Annotated in this window: 17 protein-coding genes; 1 reads left to right on the forward strand and 16 read right to left on the reverse strand. The window is 70.0% G+C overall.

Annotated elements, in window-relative coordinates; translation table 11 throughout:
• The 10 genes from pheT to infC all read right to left on the reverse strand — a co-directional run.
• Positions 1-1,600, reverse strand: a 1,600-nt coding sequence (gene pheT, locus RIF89_RS05180) for a phenylalanine--tRNA ligase subunit beta (RefSeq protein ID WP_309068076.1), incomplete at its 3' end; no start/stop codon positions are given.
• Positions 1,600-2,640 (reverse strand): phenylalanine--tRNA ligase subunit alpha, encoded by a 1,041-nt coding sequence (gene pheS, locus RIF89_RS05185; protein ID WP_309068077.1) that lies wholly within the window; start codon positions 2,638-2,640, stop codon positions 1,600-1,602. The genes pheT and pheS, both read right to left, overlap by 1 nt.
• 45 nt (positions 2,641-2,685) lie before the next feature.
• Positions 2,686-3,711 carry an amino acid ABC transporter permease gene (locus tag RIF89_RS05190; RefSeq protein WP_309068078.1) on the reverse strand — a complete coding sequence of 342 codons (1,026 nt, stop codon included), beginning with the start codon at positions 3,709-3,711 and terminating at the stop codon, positions 2,686-2,688.
• Complete coding sequence (locus RIF89_RS05195; RefSeq protein ID WP_309068079.1) at positions 3,708-4,364, reverse strand: amino acid ABC transporter permease; 657 nt, start codon at positions 4,362-4,364, stop codon at positions 3,708-3,710. Before RIF89_RS05195 ends, RIF89_RS05190 begins: the two co-directional genes overlap by 4 nt.
• Positions 4,365-4,468: 104 nt before the next feature.
• Entirely contained in the window at positions 4,469-5,383 is a 915-nt protein-coding gene (locus RIF89_RS05200) for a glutamate ABC transporter substrate-binding protein (protein WP_309068080.1), read from the reverse strand.
• A 61-nt stretch (positions 5,384-5,444) separates the two neighbouring features.
• The gene (locus RIF89_RS05205; protein ID WP_309068081.1) at positions 5,445-6,185 is read right to left on the reverse strand and encodes an amino acid ABC transporter ATP-binding protein; all 741 of its coding nucleotides are present in this window, start codon (positions 6,183-6,185) and stop codon (positions 5,445-5,447) included.
• Between the two features lie 139 nt (positions 6,186-6,324).
• Positions 6,325-7,125, reverse strand: a complete 801-nt coding sequence (locus RIF89_RS05210) for an RNA methyltransferase (RefSeq protein ID WP_309068082.1) — start codon at positions 7,123-7,125, stop codon at positions 6,325-6,327.
• A 154-nt stretch (positions 7,126-7,279) separates the two neighbouring features.
• Positions 7,280-7,666: a 50S ribosomal protein L20 gene (gene rplT, locus RIF89_RS05215; RefSeq protein ID WP_309068083.1), complete on the reverse strand. Its 387-nt coding sequence runs from the start codon at positions 7,664-7,666 to the stop codon at positions 7,280-7,282.
• Between the two features lie 27 nt (positions 7,667-7,693).
• Positions 7,694-7,888 carry a 50S ribosomal protein L35 gene (rpmI, locus tag RIF89_RS05220; protein ID WP_309068084.1) on the reverse strand — a complete coding sequence of 65 codons (195 nt, stop codon included), beginning with the start codon at positions 7,886-7,888 and terminating at the stop codon, positions 7,694-7,696.
• A 73-nt stretch (positions 7,889-7,961) separates the two neighbouring features.
• A complete protein-coding gene (gene infC, locus RIF89_RS05225) occupies positions 7,962-8,612 on the reverse strand; it encodes a translation initiation factor IF-3 (protein WP_375294433.1) in 651 nt (216 codons plus the stop codon).
• A 256-nt stretch (positions 8,613-8,868) separates the two neighbouring features.
• Between infC and RIF89_RS05230 the strand changes: the two genes are divergently transcribed.
• Positions 8,869-9,279: a DUF1844 domain-containing protein gene (locus RIF89_RS05230; RefSeq protein WP_309068085.1), complete on the forward strand. Its 411-nt coding sequence runs from the start codon at positions 8,869-8,871 to the stop codon at positions 9,277-9,279.
• Positions 9,280-9,319: 40 nt separating this feature from the next.
• Here the strand turns inward: RIF89_RS05230 and RIF89_RS05235 are convergent, their stop codons facing one another.
• The 6 genes from RIF89_RS05235 to RIF89_RS05260 form a co-directional block, all read right to left on the reverse strand.
• Positions 9,320-10,087, reverse strand: a complete 768-nt coding sequence (locus tag RIF89_RS05235; protein ID WP_309068086.1) for an SseB family protein — start codon at positions 10,085-10,087, stop codon at positions 9,320-9,322.
• A complete protein-coding gene (gene priA / locus RIF89_RS05240) occupies positions 10,071-10,817 on the reverse strand; it encodes a bifunctional 1-(5-phosphoribosyl)-5-((5-phosphoribosylamino)methylideneamino)imidazole-4-carboxamide isomerase/phosphoribosylanthranilate isomerase PriA (protein ID WP_203135699.1) in 747 nt (248 codons plus the stop codon). The genes RIF89_RS05235 and priA overlap by 17 nt, the downstream gene beginning before the upstream one ends.
• 73 nt (positions 10,818-10,890) lie before the next feature.
• Complete coding sequence (gene hisH / locus RIF89_RS05245) at positions 10,891-11,553, reverse strand: imidazole glycerol phosphate synthase subunit HisH (protein WP_309068087.1); 663 nt, start codon at positions 11,551-11,553, stop codon at positions 10,891-10,893.
• On the reverse strand, positions 11,550-12,155 hold the full coding sequence (hisB, locus tag RIF89_RS05250; RefSeq protein ID WP_309068088.1) for an imidazoleglycerol-phosphate dehydratase HisB: 606 nt from the start codon (positions 12,153-12,155) through the stop codon (positions 11,550-11,552). Before hisB ends, hisH begins: the two co-directional genes overlap by 4 nt.
• A 52-nt stretch (positions 12,156-12,207) precedes the next feature.
• Complete coding sequence (locus RIF89_RS05255) at positions 12,208-13,290, reverse strand: histidinol-phosphate transaminase (RefSeq protein ID WP_309068089.1); 1,083 nt, start codon at positions 13,288-13,290, stop codon at positions 12,208-12,210.
• Between the two features lie 84 nt (positions 13,291-13,374).
• Positions 13,375-13,740 (reverse strand): LysM peptidoglycan-binding domain-containing protein, encoded by a 366-nt coding sequence (locus tag RIF89_RS05260; protein ID WP_309068090.1) that lies wholly within the window; start codon positions 13,738-13,740, stop codon positions 13,375-13,377.
• Between the last annotated feature and the right edge of the window lie 358 nt (positions 13,741-14,098).

The following is a 14,098-nucleotide window of genomic DNA, read 5'->3' on the forward strand; positions in this document are numbered from 1 at the left end:
AACCGTGGAGGTCGTTCTGCTCCTCCGTCGTGAACGGGAACGCGGGCGTCTCGACGAAGCCCGCGGCCGCGAGCGCGTTCGCGACACGGCGGCGCCCCTGCTGCGCGGGGGTCAGTCCGCGGCCGGACGGCGGCGTGGGCAGCTGCGACGGGATCTTGTCCACGCCGTCGATGCGCGCGACCTCCTCCGCCAGCGTCCACTTGTCGGTCAGGTCCGGGCGCCACGACGGCGGCGTCACCGACCAGCCGTCGGCCGTCTCGGCGACCTGGCAGCCGATCATCGTGAGCGTCTCGGCGATGCGCGCCGCGGTGTAGTCCACGCCCACGAGGCCCTGCACGAAACCGGCCGGCAGCGCGATCGCGGCGCGCGCGGCGTCGACGCCCAGCGCTCCGCCGAGCGCATCCGCCGTGCCGCCGGCGAGCTCGACGAGCAGGTCGACGACGCGCTGCGCGGACGCCGGCGGCAGCAGCGGGTCCACCCCGCGCTCGAAGCGCCGCGAGGCCTCGCTGGGCAGCTTGTGCCGGCGAGCCGTGCGGGCGATCGAGACCGTGTCGAACACGGCGGCCTCGATCAGCACGTCGGTCGTCGTGTCGCTGATCTCGGTCGCGGCGCCGCCCATCACGCCCGCCAGGCCGATGGGCCCGGACTCGTCCGTGATGAGGAGATCCTCGGCGTGGAGCTTGCGCACCTGGCCGTCGAGCGTCTCGAGCGTCTCCCCCTCGGTGGCGCGCCGCACCGTGATGCCGCCCGTCAGCTTGGCGAGGTCGTAGCCGTGGATCGGGCCGCCGAGCTCGAGCATGACGTAGTTCGTGATGTCCACGAGCAGCGAGATCGAGCGGATGCCGGCCAGCGTCAGACGCGCGACCATCCAGGGCGGCGTCGGTCGCGACGCATCCACGCCGCGCACGACGCGCGTGACGAACTCGGTCGCCCCGACGTTGCCGCGGATCGGCGCGACGTCGTCGACGACGACCGAGAATCCGGACCCGGATCCGATCTCCGGCAGCAGTGCGGGGTCGCGGAACGCCGCACCCGTCGCGTGGGAGTACTCGCGTGCGATGCCCCTGATCGACATGGCGTAGCCGCGATCCGGCGTCACGTTCACGTCGACGGCGACGTCGTCCAGCCCGAGAAGAGCGATCGCGTCGGTGCCCGGCTCGGGGTCGAGCCCCAGCTCGGTCAGACGCAGGATGCCGTTGTGCTCGTCACCGAGGCCCAGCTCGCGCGCGGACGCGATCATGCCGTCCGACACGTGTCCGTACGTCTTGCGCGCGGAGATCGGGAAGGGACCCGGCAGAACCGCGCCAGGCAGCGACACCACGACCTTGTCGCCCTCGTGGAAGTTCGACGCGCCGCACACGATCCCGCGCGGCTCCGCCTCGCCCACGTCGACCTGGCACCACCGGATGGTCTTGCCGTTCGACTGCGGCTCGGCCTCAAACGACAGCACCGTGCCGACCACGACCGGTCCGCTCAGCTCGAAGCGGACGACGTCCTCCTCCTCGAAGCCGACCGACACGAGCGCCGCGAGGACGTCCTCGGGGGCCGCCTCGGAGGGCACATCCACGTACTCACGCAGCCACGAAAGCGGGACGCGCATCACACCACCATCCCGAACTGCTCGCTGAAGCGGACATCGCCCTCGGCCATGTCGCGCATGTCCTGCACGTCGCTGCGGAACATCAGGGCCCGCTCGATCCCGATCCCGAACGCGAAGCCCGAGTACACCTCGGGATCGATGCCCGCCGCACGCAGCACGTTGGGGTTGACCATGCCGCAGCCGCCCCACTCGATCCAGCGCGCGCCGCCCTTGAAGGTCGGGTGCCACAGGTCGAACTCGGCCGACGGCTCGGTGAAGGGGAAGTAGTTGGTGCGCAGGCGCGTCTTGGCGCCCTCACCGAACAGCGCCTGGGCGATGTGGTCGAGCGTGCCCTTGAGGTGCGCCATCGTGATGCCCTTGTCGACCACGAGGCCCTCCGCCTGCGTGAAGACCGGCAGGTGCGTCGCGTCGAACTCATCGGTGCGGTACACGCGTCCGGGGCACAGCACGTAGATGGGCAGGTCGCGCTCGAGCATCGAGCGCACCTGCACGGGGCTGGTGTGCGTGCGCATCACGAGGTGGCGGGCGACCGGATCCACGAAGAACGTGTCCTGCATCTGGCGCGCCGGGTGGTCCTCGTCGAAGTTCAGCGCGTCGAAGTTGAACCACTCGTGCTCGAGCTCGGGGCCCTCCGCGATCTCCCACCCCATGCCGACGAAGACGTCGCTGATCTGCTCCTGCAGCACGCTCATCGGGTGGCGGGCGCCCACGCGCGTGCGCGACGGCACGGCCGTGATGTCGACCCTCTCCGCCTCGAGGCGCGCGGCGGTCTCGGCCTCGGCCAGCTCGGCCTCGCGCGCGGCGAGCGCCTGGTTCACGCGGCCGCGGGCCGAGCCCACCAGCTTGCCGAACTCGGCCTTGCGGTCGTTCGGCACGTGGCGCATCTGCGCGTTCAGGGCGGCGAGCGGCGATCCCTCCCCCGCATGCGCGGATCGGGCTGCCTTCAGGGCCGCGGTGTCGGGGGCTTCGGCGATCGCCGCGAGCGCGCCTGCGACCGCTGCCTCCACCGCCTCGGGGGTGATCTCGGGAACGTCAGACACGAGACCCGAGTCTAGTCGGGCGGCCGTGGGCCGCCCGACGTGCGGTCAGCTGCCGCTGGTGCTGCCGTCACCGCCGAGACCGCTTGCGCTGCCGAACCCGCCCGCGGTGTTCGTCCCGTCGTACTTGCCGAGTCCGCGGCGTGCGGCGAGCACATCGCCCTTCTGCGCCGCATCCAGGTGGCCCAGATCCTGCACGCCGATGACCTCGGTGTTCGTACCCTCGTGCAGGCGCGGCGCCATGGCCTCCTGCGCGGCGCGCACCCGCGGCGACTTCTGCATGCGCTTCTCGACGATGCGCGCGACGCCCGACAGGGCGAGGCAGAGGGCGATGTAGATCGCGCCCACCACGATCGCCGACTGCACGATCGGGCGGTCGAGCTGGCTCTGCGCGCCGAGGTACTTGGCGTAGAACAGCAGCTCCTCGTACGTGATGATGAAGCCGAGCGCGGTGTCCTTGAGGGTGACGACCAGCTGGGCGAGGATCACGGGCATCATCGCGCGGATCGCCTGCGGCAGAAGGATGAGGCGCATCACGCCCGACTTGCGCAGACCGATCGCGTAGCCGGCCTCGCGCTGACCGCGGGGCAGCGACTCGACGCCCGCGCGGATGACCTCGGCGAGCACCGATCCGTTGTACGCGACGAGCGCGAGCACGACGACCAGGAACTTGTCGAGGCTCACGCCGATCACGGGCAGGCCGTAGTACAGCAGGAACATCATGATCAGCACCGGCACGGCGCGCATGAACTCGATCACGACGGTGAAGGGCCAGCGCACCCAGGCGTGCTCGGAGAGCCGGCCGATGGCCAGCACGAAGCCGAGGGCGAGTGCGCCGACTGCCGCCAGAGCGAAGGCGCCGAGCGTGCGTCCGGTCGCGAGCAGGATCTGCTCCCAGATCCGGGTGTACGTGAAGGCGTTCCACTTCTCCGGCGCGAACTGGCCGGTGGCAGCGAGACGCCACAGGAAGAACGCCAGCACCGCGGCGACGATGAGGATCGTGACGACCCCGAGGATCCGGTTGCGGACGACCGCCCGGGGGCCCGGGACGTCGTACAGGACGCTGCCGCTCATCGCGCGACCCTCCATCGGTTCTCGAGCGCTCGCTGCGCCCAGGACAGGAACAGCACGAGCGCGACGAAGATGAACATCACCCAGACGATCACGACGAGCTGGTTCTCGCCGCGCTCGCTCAGCCAGTCGCGCGCGGAACCGAGGTTCATGACCGAGAAGCCGGCGGCGACGGTGGTGTTCTTCAGGAGCGCGATGAACACGCTCATCATGGGCGGGATGACCGAGCGGAAGGCCTGCGGCAGGATGACGAGCCTCATCACCTGGCCGAAGCCGAGGCCGAGCGCTCGGGCCGCCTCGGCCTGCCCGACCGGCACGGTGTTGATGCCGGAGCGGATCGTCTCGGCGACGTAGGTCGCCGTGTACACGCCCAGCGCGGCGACCGCGAACCACACCTGCACGCCGCCGCTCGCGCGCACCTCGAGCAGGGGCGGCAGGGCGAAGGCGAATCCGAAGAACACGAGCGTGAGGGGCGTGTTCCGGATGGTGTTGACGTAGAACGTGCCGACGCCGCGTGCGATCGGGATCGGCGAGACGCGCATCGCACCCACGATCGTGCCGAGGACAAGCGCCAGCACCCCGCCTCCGAAGAAGAGCACGAGGGTGCCGACCAGCGCCTCACCCCAGAAGTCGAGGTTGTCGGTGATGACTCCCATGCGGACCTTTCGTGCACTCGGGACGGGTCGGCGGGCTCAGGCGCCCGCCGCAAGGGTCAGGGTCCGTCCGGGGCGGCCGGATCGGCCGCCCCGGACGGTGGGGATCAGTCGACGGCGGGCTGCTCGGCCTCGACGCCTGCGGGCGCGAGGTGCTGCTCGAACAGCGCGGTCCAGACGTCGCCGCCATCGGTGAAGAGCGTGTTGATGTGCTCCTGCAGCGCGCTGTCGCCGTCGGCGATGCCGACGCCGTAGCGCTCCTCGCTGAAGATCTCACCCGTGAGCTTCAGGTTGTCGGGGTCCTGCGCGACGTAGCCGGCGAGGATGGCCTCGTCGGTCGTGATCGCGTCGACCTGACCGGCGAGCAGCTGCTCGACGCACTCGGAGTACGTCTGGCGCTCGGTGACCTCGCCGTTGTACTCGTCGCGGATGCGCTGCAGCGGCGTCGAGCCCGTGACCGAGCACGTCACCTTGTCGGCGAGGTCGTCGGGGCCGTTGATGGTGTCGTCGTCGGCGCGCACCAGCAGGCCCTGGCCCGTGATGAAGTAGGGACCGGCGAAGTCGATCTGCTCGTCGCGCGCGTCGGTCATCGAGTAGGTGCCGACGTAGAAGTCGACGCCGCCGTTGATGATCTCCTGCTCGCGGTTCGCGGACGGGACCGTCTTCCACTCGATCGTGTCGTCGTCCTCGGAGAAGCCGAGCGATGCCGCGATCCAGCGGGCGATGTCGACATCGAAGCCGGTGCGCTCGCCCGAGACGGCGTCCTCGTATCCGAGGCCGGGCTGGTCCGCCTTGACGCCGATGACGATCTTGCCGGCCTCCGTGGCGCGCTCGAACGTCGGGCTGTCGAGCTCGACACCCTCTGCGACCTCCCAGAGCGCCTCGCTGCCGCCCGCCTCGCCGCCCTCGGTGGCGCCCGGGTCGGTCGGCGAGCCGCTGTTGCACGCCGTGAGCGCGAGCAGCGCGGCCAGGCCGAGGCCCGCGCCCGCGACGACGCGCGACGTCCGCTTGATGCTGAACATGTGATTCCTCCTTGGTGGGGTGGTCCATCCGACCGCGCCGGGGCGCGGAGATCGGCGTGGGTCAGTGCGTGATGAGCTTCGAGAGGAAGTCCTTCGCGCGGTCGCTCCGCGGGTTCGTGAAGAACTCCTCCGGGGTCGCCTGCTCGACGATCTGGCCGTCCGCCATGAACACGACGCGGTTCGCGGCCTTGCGCGCGAAGCCCATCTCGTGGGTCACGACGATCATCGTCATGCCCTCCTTGGCGAGGGACACCATGACGTCGAGGACCTCGTTGATCATCTCGGGGTCGAGAGCGCTGGTCGGCTCGTCGAACAGCATGACCTTGGGATGCATGGCAAGGGCACGCGCGATCGCGACGCGCTGCTGCTGACCGCCCGACAGCTGCGCGGGCAGCTTGTCCGCCTGGTGGCCGACACCGACGCGGTCGAGCAGCGCACGCGCCTCCTTCTCGGCATCGGCCTTCTTCATGCCGCGAACCTGGATCGGACCGAGCGTGACGTTCTCGAGGATCGTCAGATGGGCGAACAGGTTGAACGACTGGAAGACCATGCCGACCTCGGCACGCAGGTTCGCGAGGGCCTTGCCCTCCTTCGGCAGCTCCTTGCCGTCGATCGTGATGGTTCCGCTCGTGATGGTCTCGAGACGGTTGATCGTGCGGCACAGCGTCGACTTGCCGGATCCGGACGGCCCGATCACGACGACGACCTCGCCCTTGTCGACCGTGAGGTCGATGTCCTTCAGCGCTTGGAAGTCGCCGTAGTGCTTCTGAACGTCCTTGACGACGACGAGGGGCTCTGCCATGCGTTTCACCCTATGGGGTGCTCAGGGGGCGAGCCAGCAGGGCTCGGGCCGCTTTACCGACTTGTAACAGGGCGGGACGGAACCCGGCATGCTCCCGCTGTTCGGGAGACCGGGCGTGTCGCGCCCACGACCGACCGCGTCAGGCGCGGTGCGCGAACGCGCTCTCGTACAGGCAGACGCTCGCGGCGGTGGCGAGGTTGAGCGACTCGGCACGACCGAAGATCGGGAGCTTGAGCACGCGATCGGCGAGCGCCAGCGCATCGTCCTGCAGGCCGTGCGCCTCGTTGCCGAACAGCCACCCCGTCGGATTCCGGAGCAGCCCCTCCGCGCGGGCGGCCAGGAGGTCATCGCCCTTCACGTCGGCGGCCAGCACCGTCATGCCGGCGGCGTGCGCGCGTGCGATCACGTCCTCGAGCTCTCCCCCGACCGCGACGGGCAGGTGGAAGAGGGAGCCCGTCGTGGAGCGGACGACCTTCGGGTTGTACGGATCGACCGTGCGTCCCGTCAGGACGACGGCGTCCGCGCCGGCGGCGTCGGCCGCGCGGATGATCGTGCCGAGATTGCCCGGATCGCGCACCTCCTCGCAGATCGCGATCAGGCGAGGTGCCGCGGCGAAGATGTCCTTCAGCGCCGTCGGGTTCTGACGGGCGACGGCGACGAACCCCTGCGGCGTGACGGTGTCGGACATCGCCTCGAGAACGGACTCCGAGACGAACTGCGCCTCGAGTCCCTCATCCGTCAGCAGCGTGCGGACATCCTGATGCCGCTCGAGCGCCGTCGGTGTCGCAAACAGCTCGACGATCGTCTCGGGCCGGAACGTCAGCGCCTCGCGGACCGCCTGCGGGCCCTCGAGCAGGAACAGCCCTGTCTCCTTCCGCGCGTTGCGCTTCGCCAGCTTGGCGACGGCGCGCACACGCGGTGATCGGGGGTTCTCCAGCACGCATCGATTCTATTGGCGAGAAGGCATATGCACCTGACGCCGGGCCGAAGCGCGCGCATCGTTCCCCGACGGTGCCGACTCGATGCGTCCGGGCCCCCGAACGAGCGAAGAGGGCGCCCCGCGATGGGAACGCCCTCTTCGGGAAGCGTGATGCTTACGCGGCCGACTTCGGCGCGTTCACGTCGGCCGGCAGCGCGGCCTTCGCGGTCGCGACGAGCGAGGCGAACGTGGCGGGCTCGTTCACGGCGAGCTCGGCGAGGATGCGACGGTCGACCTGCACGCCCGCCAGGCCGAGGCCCTGGATGAAGCGGTTGTACGTGATGCCGTTCTGACGCGCGGCGGCGTTGATGCGCTGGATCCACAGGCGACGGAAGTCGCCCTTGCGCTTGCGGCGGTCGCGGTACGCGTAGACGAGCGAGTGGGTGACCTGCTCCTTCGCCTTGCGGTAAAGGCGCGAACGCTGGCCGCGGTAACCCGAGGCACGCTCGAGGATGACGCGACGCTTCTTGTGGGCGTTGACAGCCCGCTTGACTCTAGCCATTTCTTATCTTCCTAACGAGATTCTGCGTCAGCGTCCGAGGAGCTTCTTGACCTGCTTGAGGTCGTTGCCCGAGATGATCTGGTCGCCGTTCAGGCGACGCTTGCGGTGGCTCGACTTCGACTCGAGGTTGTGGCGCATACCCGCCTGCTGCTTCTTGATCTTGCCGCTGCCGGTGATCTTGAAGCGCTTCTTGCTGCCCGAGTGGGTCTTCTGCTTCGGCATCTTCTCTTCCTTCGTAAAGCGCCCAGGGGGCGACGTGATCCACCCGCCGGAGCGGGAGTCTGTGGGCGCGGAGTTACTCCGCGGCCGTGGTCTCTGAGGACGGGGTCTGACCCTTCGCCTCGCGCGCGGCCTGCTTGTTGGCGGCACGCTGCGCGTTCTGCTCGGTCTTGACATCCGACTTGTTGCGGTGCGGTGCGACGACCATCACCATGTTTCGTCCGTCCACCTTGGGGCTGGACTCGACGTTGCCGAACTCGGCCACGTCCTCCGCGAACTTCCTGAGCAGACGCACGCCCTGCTCGGGACGCGACTGCTCGCGACCGCGGAACAGGATCATGGCCTTGACCTTGTCGCCCGCCTTCAGGAAGCCCTCCGCGCGCTTGCGCTTGGTCTCGTAGTCGTGCTCGTCGATCTTCAGGCGGAAGCGCACCTCTTTGAGGATCGTGTTCGCCTGGTTGCGACGTGCCTCCTTGGCCTTCTGCGCGGCCTCGTACTTGAACTTGCCGTAGTCCATGATCTTGACGACGGGAGGCTTCGAGTTGGGGGCAACCTCGACAAGGTCGAGATCGGCCTCCTGCGCCAGACGCAGGGCGGCCTCGATGCGGACGACGCCGATCTGCTCGCCATTCGGTCCGACGAGTCGGACCTCGGGCACGCGGATGCGCTCGTTTGTACGGGGATCGCTGATGCGGAACTCCTTGATAAGTGGATGACGGAGAGCCACCGCGACATGCTCGTCGAAGACGGGGTCGTGCCACGGGCGGGAGAAGAATCAGCATCCACCCGGCAGACGTCACACGTCGGCCTCACCCACCTCCAGCCCGTGCGGCGCACGATCTGGAGCACCCGCGTGGAACGCGAGGGAGTGCATGACCCGGTAGCCTTGTAACGGCAAGCGCGGGTGGGATGTGAATCCTCTTTCGTCCGGGATTCTCATCGAGAACCGCCGGAGCCCGGGAAAGTCTACCAGAGAGCGTCACATGAGCACCAATCCCGGCCACAGCCACTCGTTCGACCGCGACCGCGAGGCCCGCTGGGAGGAACAGGAGCGCGCCGGCTCGGACACATCGGCGGTGCGGGACATCGCCGACGTCGCTGCGGTCGAGGTGATCGGCACCGCGTGCGTGCACCTGATGAGCGCGGCGGCGGTGAAGCTCGGCCTCGCCGACGCCCCGGACGCCGAGGCGGATGTCGACCTCGACGAGGCGCGCAAGCTGATCAACGCCCTGGCCGGCCTCGTGACGGCCGCCGCGCCGGAGATCAGCGACATGCATGCGCGCCCGATCCGCGACGGCCTGCGTTCGCTCCAGCTGCGGTTCCGCGAGATCTCCTCGATCCCGGACGCCCCCGGCAAGGGACCGGGCGAGAAGTACACCGGCCCCGTCATCTGAGGCCGGTCGGGTCCTGCGCGGCTTCCACCGCGCGGCCGGGTCAGGAGCGCTCGAGCTTGACCGAGAGGGAGTCGACCAGCGTCGCGACGCGGTCGTCGGCCGACCAGCGGCGTGCGAGACGCGCGAGCACGGCGTCGAGTTCGGAGCGGTCCAGGCCGGACATGAGCGTCAGGCGCACGATCAGCTCGGGACCGCGCAGGCGCGCCGTCGGGTCGCCCGGTTCGACCGTGAGGTCGAGCACGGCGAGCTCCCCCGCGACGCTCGCCTGGAGGCCGAGGAAGACGTCGGGGTTCGCGAAGCTCGGCGTCCAGTCCTCGCCCTGCGCGATCGCCCAGACCGCCGGACGACGCACGATGAACTCGGTCTCCGACGTCGGGTCGAGCACGATGAGGTCGGTCTGCTCGGCGGACGCCGCGAGCGCGGCGCGCACGGCGTCGACCGGGATCGGACGCGCGGCGGCGTCCCATCGCCCGAGCGCCTCGACGGAGCTGAACACGGGCAGCACCTTGCGGCCGTCCGGAGCTGCGACCGTGACGATCGACAGCTCCTGCGTCTTGTCGACTGTCAGCCCGTGCGCGCCGACGCCCTCGTCGCCCTTCTCCGCGACGAGCGGGATGAGCACCCGGGCATGACGCAGCGCGTCGATCACGCCCGCCTGGTCTGCGTCGCCCGCGCGGAACGCGGTCAGCGCGGCGAGCAGCGCCGGATCGGCGGAGCCGTCGTCCGCCGCGTGCGGGTTCGCCTCGAAGTGGCGCCCCTCCCAGGGGACGCCCGCCGAGTCGGCGCCGCCGTCAGTCGGATGCGACATCCAGCGCCTCAGCGAGCGTGAACGCGCCCGCGTAGAGGGCCTTGCCGACGATCGCACCCTCGACGCCGTTGGGAACGAGGCGGCGCAGCGCCGCGATGTCGTCCAGGCTCGAGACGCCGCCGGACGCGACGACGGGCTTCGTCGTGCGCGCGGTGATCTCGCGCAGCAGGTCGAGGTTCGGGCCTCGCAGCGTGCCGTCCTTCGTGACGTCCGTCACGACGTAGCGGCTGCACCCGGCCTCCTCGAGCCGCTCGAGCACGGCCCAGAGGTCTCCGCCCTCCTGCGTCCAGCCGCGCGCCGCGAGCGTCGTGCCGCGCACGTCGAGGCCCACCGCGATCGACTCGCCGTAGCGGCCGATGACCGACGCGGTCCACTCGGGGTTCTCGAGGGCCGCCGTGCCGAGGTTGATGCGCTGGGCACCGCTCTCGAGTGCGGCCTCGAGCGACGCGTCGTCGCGGATCCCGCCGGAGAGCTCGACGTTGATGCCGCGCATGTGCTTGATCACCTTGCGCAGGATGCCCGCGTTGCTGCCGCGCCCGAAGGCCGCGTCCAGGTCGACGAGGTGGATCCACCGGGCGCCCTGCTTGGCCCAGTTCTCGGCCGCCTCGATCGGGTCGCCGTAGTCGGTCTCGGTGCCGGCGGCGCCCTGCGTCAGGCGCACCGCCTTGCCGCCCTGGACGTCGACGGCGGGCAGCAGGATCAGTCCGGGCGTGGACGCGAAATCGTTCATGGCTCCAGGTGTTGTTCGGGTTCGTCCGCTGTCGGACGTGCGAGCCGGAGATCTCCGGCTCGCGGGCACGATCTCAGAGAGTAGCCCCGGGCAGGCTCTTGATCCAATTCCGGAGGAGCTTGATCCCCGCCCCGCCGGACTTCTCCGGGTGGAACTGCGTCGCCGACAGCGGGCCGTTCTCGACTGCCGCGAGGAAGCGACCGCCGTGCTGGGCCCAGGTGACGACCGGCCGGGCGAACGGACCGTGCGCCTCGAGCGTCCACTCCTGCGCCGCGAACGAGTGCACGAAATAGAACCGCTCGTCCTCGAGGCCGGCGAACAGGCGCGATCCCTCTCCCGCCTCGACGGTGTTCCAGCCCATGTGCGGCACGATGGGCGCCTTGAGCTCGTCCACGACGCCCGGCCATTCGCCGAGACCCTCGGTCTCGACGCCGCGCTCGACGCCCTGCTCGAACAGCACCTGCATGCCGACGCAGATGCCGAGCACCGGGCGGCCGCCTGCGAGGCGCCGCTCGATCATCTCGGGGCCGCGCACTGCCTGCAGCTGCTCCATGACGGCTTTGAACGCCCCCACTCCGGGGACGAGCAGGCCGTCGGCGTCGCGGATCAGCCCGCGATCGCGCGTGAGGCGCACGTCGCCGCCTGCCGCCTGCAGGGCCTTGACGGCCGAGTGGATGTTGCCGGAGCCGTAGTCGAGGACGGCGATGACCGGGCGACGCTCTTCGGTGTCGGTCACAGTGCTCCCTTGGTGGACGGCACACCCTCCACCAGCGGATCGAGCGCCTTGGCCTGCCGGAAGGCGCGCGCGAAGGCCTTGTACTCCGCCTCGGCGATGTGGTGCGGGTCGCGGCCGGAGAGCACCCGGACGTGGACGGTGAGGCCGGCGTTGAACGCGAGCGCCTCGAACGAGTGGCGCACGAGCGAACCGGTGAAGTGGCCGCCGATCAGGTGCTGCTCGAAGCCCGCCGGCTCGCCCTCGTGGACGAGGTAGGGACGCCCGGAGATGTCGACGACGGCCTGCGCGAGGGCCTCGTCCAGCGGCACGAGCGCGTCCCCGTAGCGCGAGATGCCGGTCTTGTCGCCCAGCGCCTCCCGAATGGTCTGTCCGAGAACGATGGCCACGTCCTCCACCGTGTGGTGGGCGTCGATGTGGGTGTCGCCCGTCGCGGTGACGGTCAGGTCGGTCAGCGAGTGCTTCGCGAACGCCGTGAGCATGTGATCGAAGAACGGCACGCTCGTCGAGATCGAGCTCTTGCCGGTGCCGTCGAGGTTCAGCTCCAGCTCTACGCTCGACTCGCTCGTGGAGCGGGTGCGGCGCGCGATTCGGGCAGTCGTCATGCCTCGATCCTAGACGCGGCGCGGAAAGCGCCGGTCCGCAGGCCGGCGGGACTCAGTGGCTTCCGAGGTCTGACAGCGCCTCGAGGAACGCGGTCGTCTCCTCCTCGGTGCCAGCCGTCACGCGCAGGTGTCCGGGGATCCCGATGTCGCGGATCAGGACACCGCGCTCGTACAGCGCTTGCCAGGTCTCGGCCGGGTTCTGCACGCCGCCGAACAGGATGAAGTTCGTCCACGACTCGTGCGCCTGGTAGCCCAGAGCTTCCAGCGTCGCGCCCATCCGGTCGCGCTGCGCGACGATCTCGTCGACCATGCGCAGCATGGTGTCGGCGTGCCGCAGCGCCGCGCTCGCAGCAGCCTGGGTGAGCGCACTGAGGTGATACGGCAGCCGGACGAGGCGGAGCGCGTCGATCAGGACGGGATCGGCCGCGAGATATCCGACGCGCGCGCCCGCGAACGCGAACGCCTTGCTCATCGTGCGAGAGACCGCGAGGCGGGGCCGGCCGCCCAGCAGACTCAGCGCCGAGGGCGAGTCGTGCGGCGCGAACTCCTGGTACGCCTCGTCGACCACGACGATGCCGTCGGTCGCGTCGTAGACGGCCTCCACGACGTCGAGCGTCATGGGCGTACCGGTCGGGTTGTTGGGCGCGCACAGGAAGACGACGTCGGGGCGCGCGTCGGCGACCTGGCGGGCGGCGTCCTCCGGCGTGACCTTGTAGTCGTGGCCACGCGTGCCGGCGAGCCACTCGGATCCGACGCCGCGCGTGAGCAGGCGGTACATCGAGTACGTCGGCTCGAACCCGAAGGCCGTCCGACCCGGGCCCGCGAACGCCTGCAGGATGTGCTGCAGCACCTCGTTGGAGCCGTTGCCCGCCCAGATCTGCGACGCGTCGATGCCGTGGCCGAGGTACTGCGCGAAGCCCTCGCGCAGCTCGGAGAACTCGCGGTCGGGATAGCGATTGACGTCGCGCAGGGCCTGGGCGATCGCGTCCGCGATGTCGTCGGCGACCTCGGCGGGCACCGGATGCGTGTTCTCGTTGACGTTGAGCGCCACGGGAAGCGGCGCCTGGGGCGCCCCGTAGGGCTTCTGGCCGCGCAGATCGGCGCGGATCGGCAAGTCGTCGAGAGTGACCGTCACCCGCACAATGCTAGAGGCCTTGCCGGGCCCCCGGTCGTCGCGCCCCGGTTGAGCGTGACGCGCGGGCGCAGGTCGCGTCGCGACTCAGTCGAAGACGGGGATCGACAGGCGCTCGCCCGCCGCGACGGACGAGGAGGGCAGCTGGTTGAGCGCAACGATCGCGTCGACCACGTCACGCGGGTCGGCCGCGGGCGCGACGTCCTCTGCGATCGACCAGAGCGAGTCTCCGGGCATGACGGTCACGGTGGCGAAGGTGCCGACCGGCGCACCGGCGTCGCGCGAGGCGAGCGCACCGCCGCCGTTCATGACCGCGAGCGCGAGGCCCGCGGCGACCGGGGCGGCGGCCAGCGCCGCCAGCACGCGACGACCACGACGCGTCAGCCGCAGGCGCGTGGCCGGCGCGACGGCGCGGGCGGTGGCCTCGGGGGCGGTGATGCTGATCGTGCTCATCGGGTGCTCCTTCATCGATCGGGAGAGGCTTCGCATCCGGCACCTCGGCCGGGAGGGCCGGATGCGAAGCTCTGTACCGAATCTATCTTCGAATCTTCGAATGTGTCAACGGCTTCTTCGAAAACCGGTCCGAGCGGATCCGCGACACGCTCGAACGGATCTTCCGAATCGCGATCCCGTTCGGATACGGTTTCGATGACGTAAGACACCCCACCACGGGCCACCGACATCCGCCGTCGGAGGAGAAGGAGCCGGTCAGATGAGCGCCGCCATGACGCCCGCCACGCCCGCCTTGGAGCTTGCAGCCGACGGCGAGGAGAAGCGCCGTACGCGCCGGCGCAAGAGCCTGAGCGACAAG

The organism is Microbacterium sp. (assembly GCF_031178525.1).
Lineage (GTDB): Bacteria > Actinomycetota > Actinomycetes > Actinomycetales > Microbacteriaceae > Microbacterium.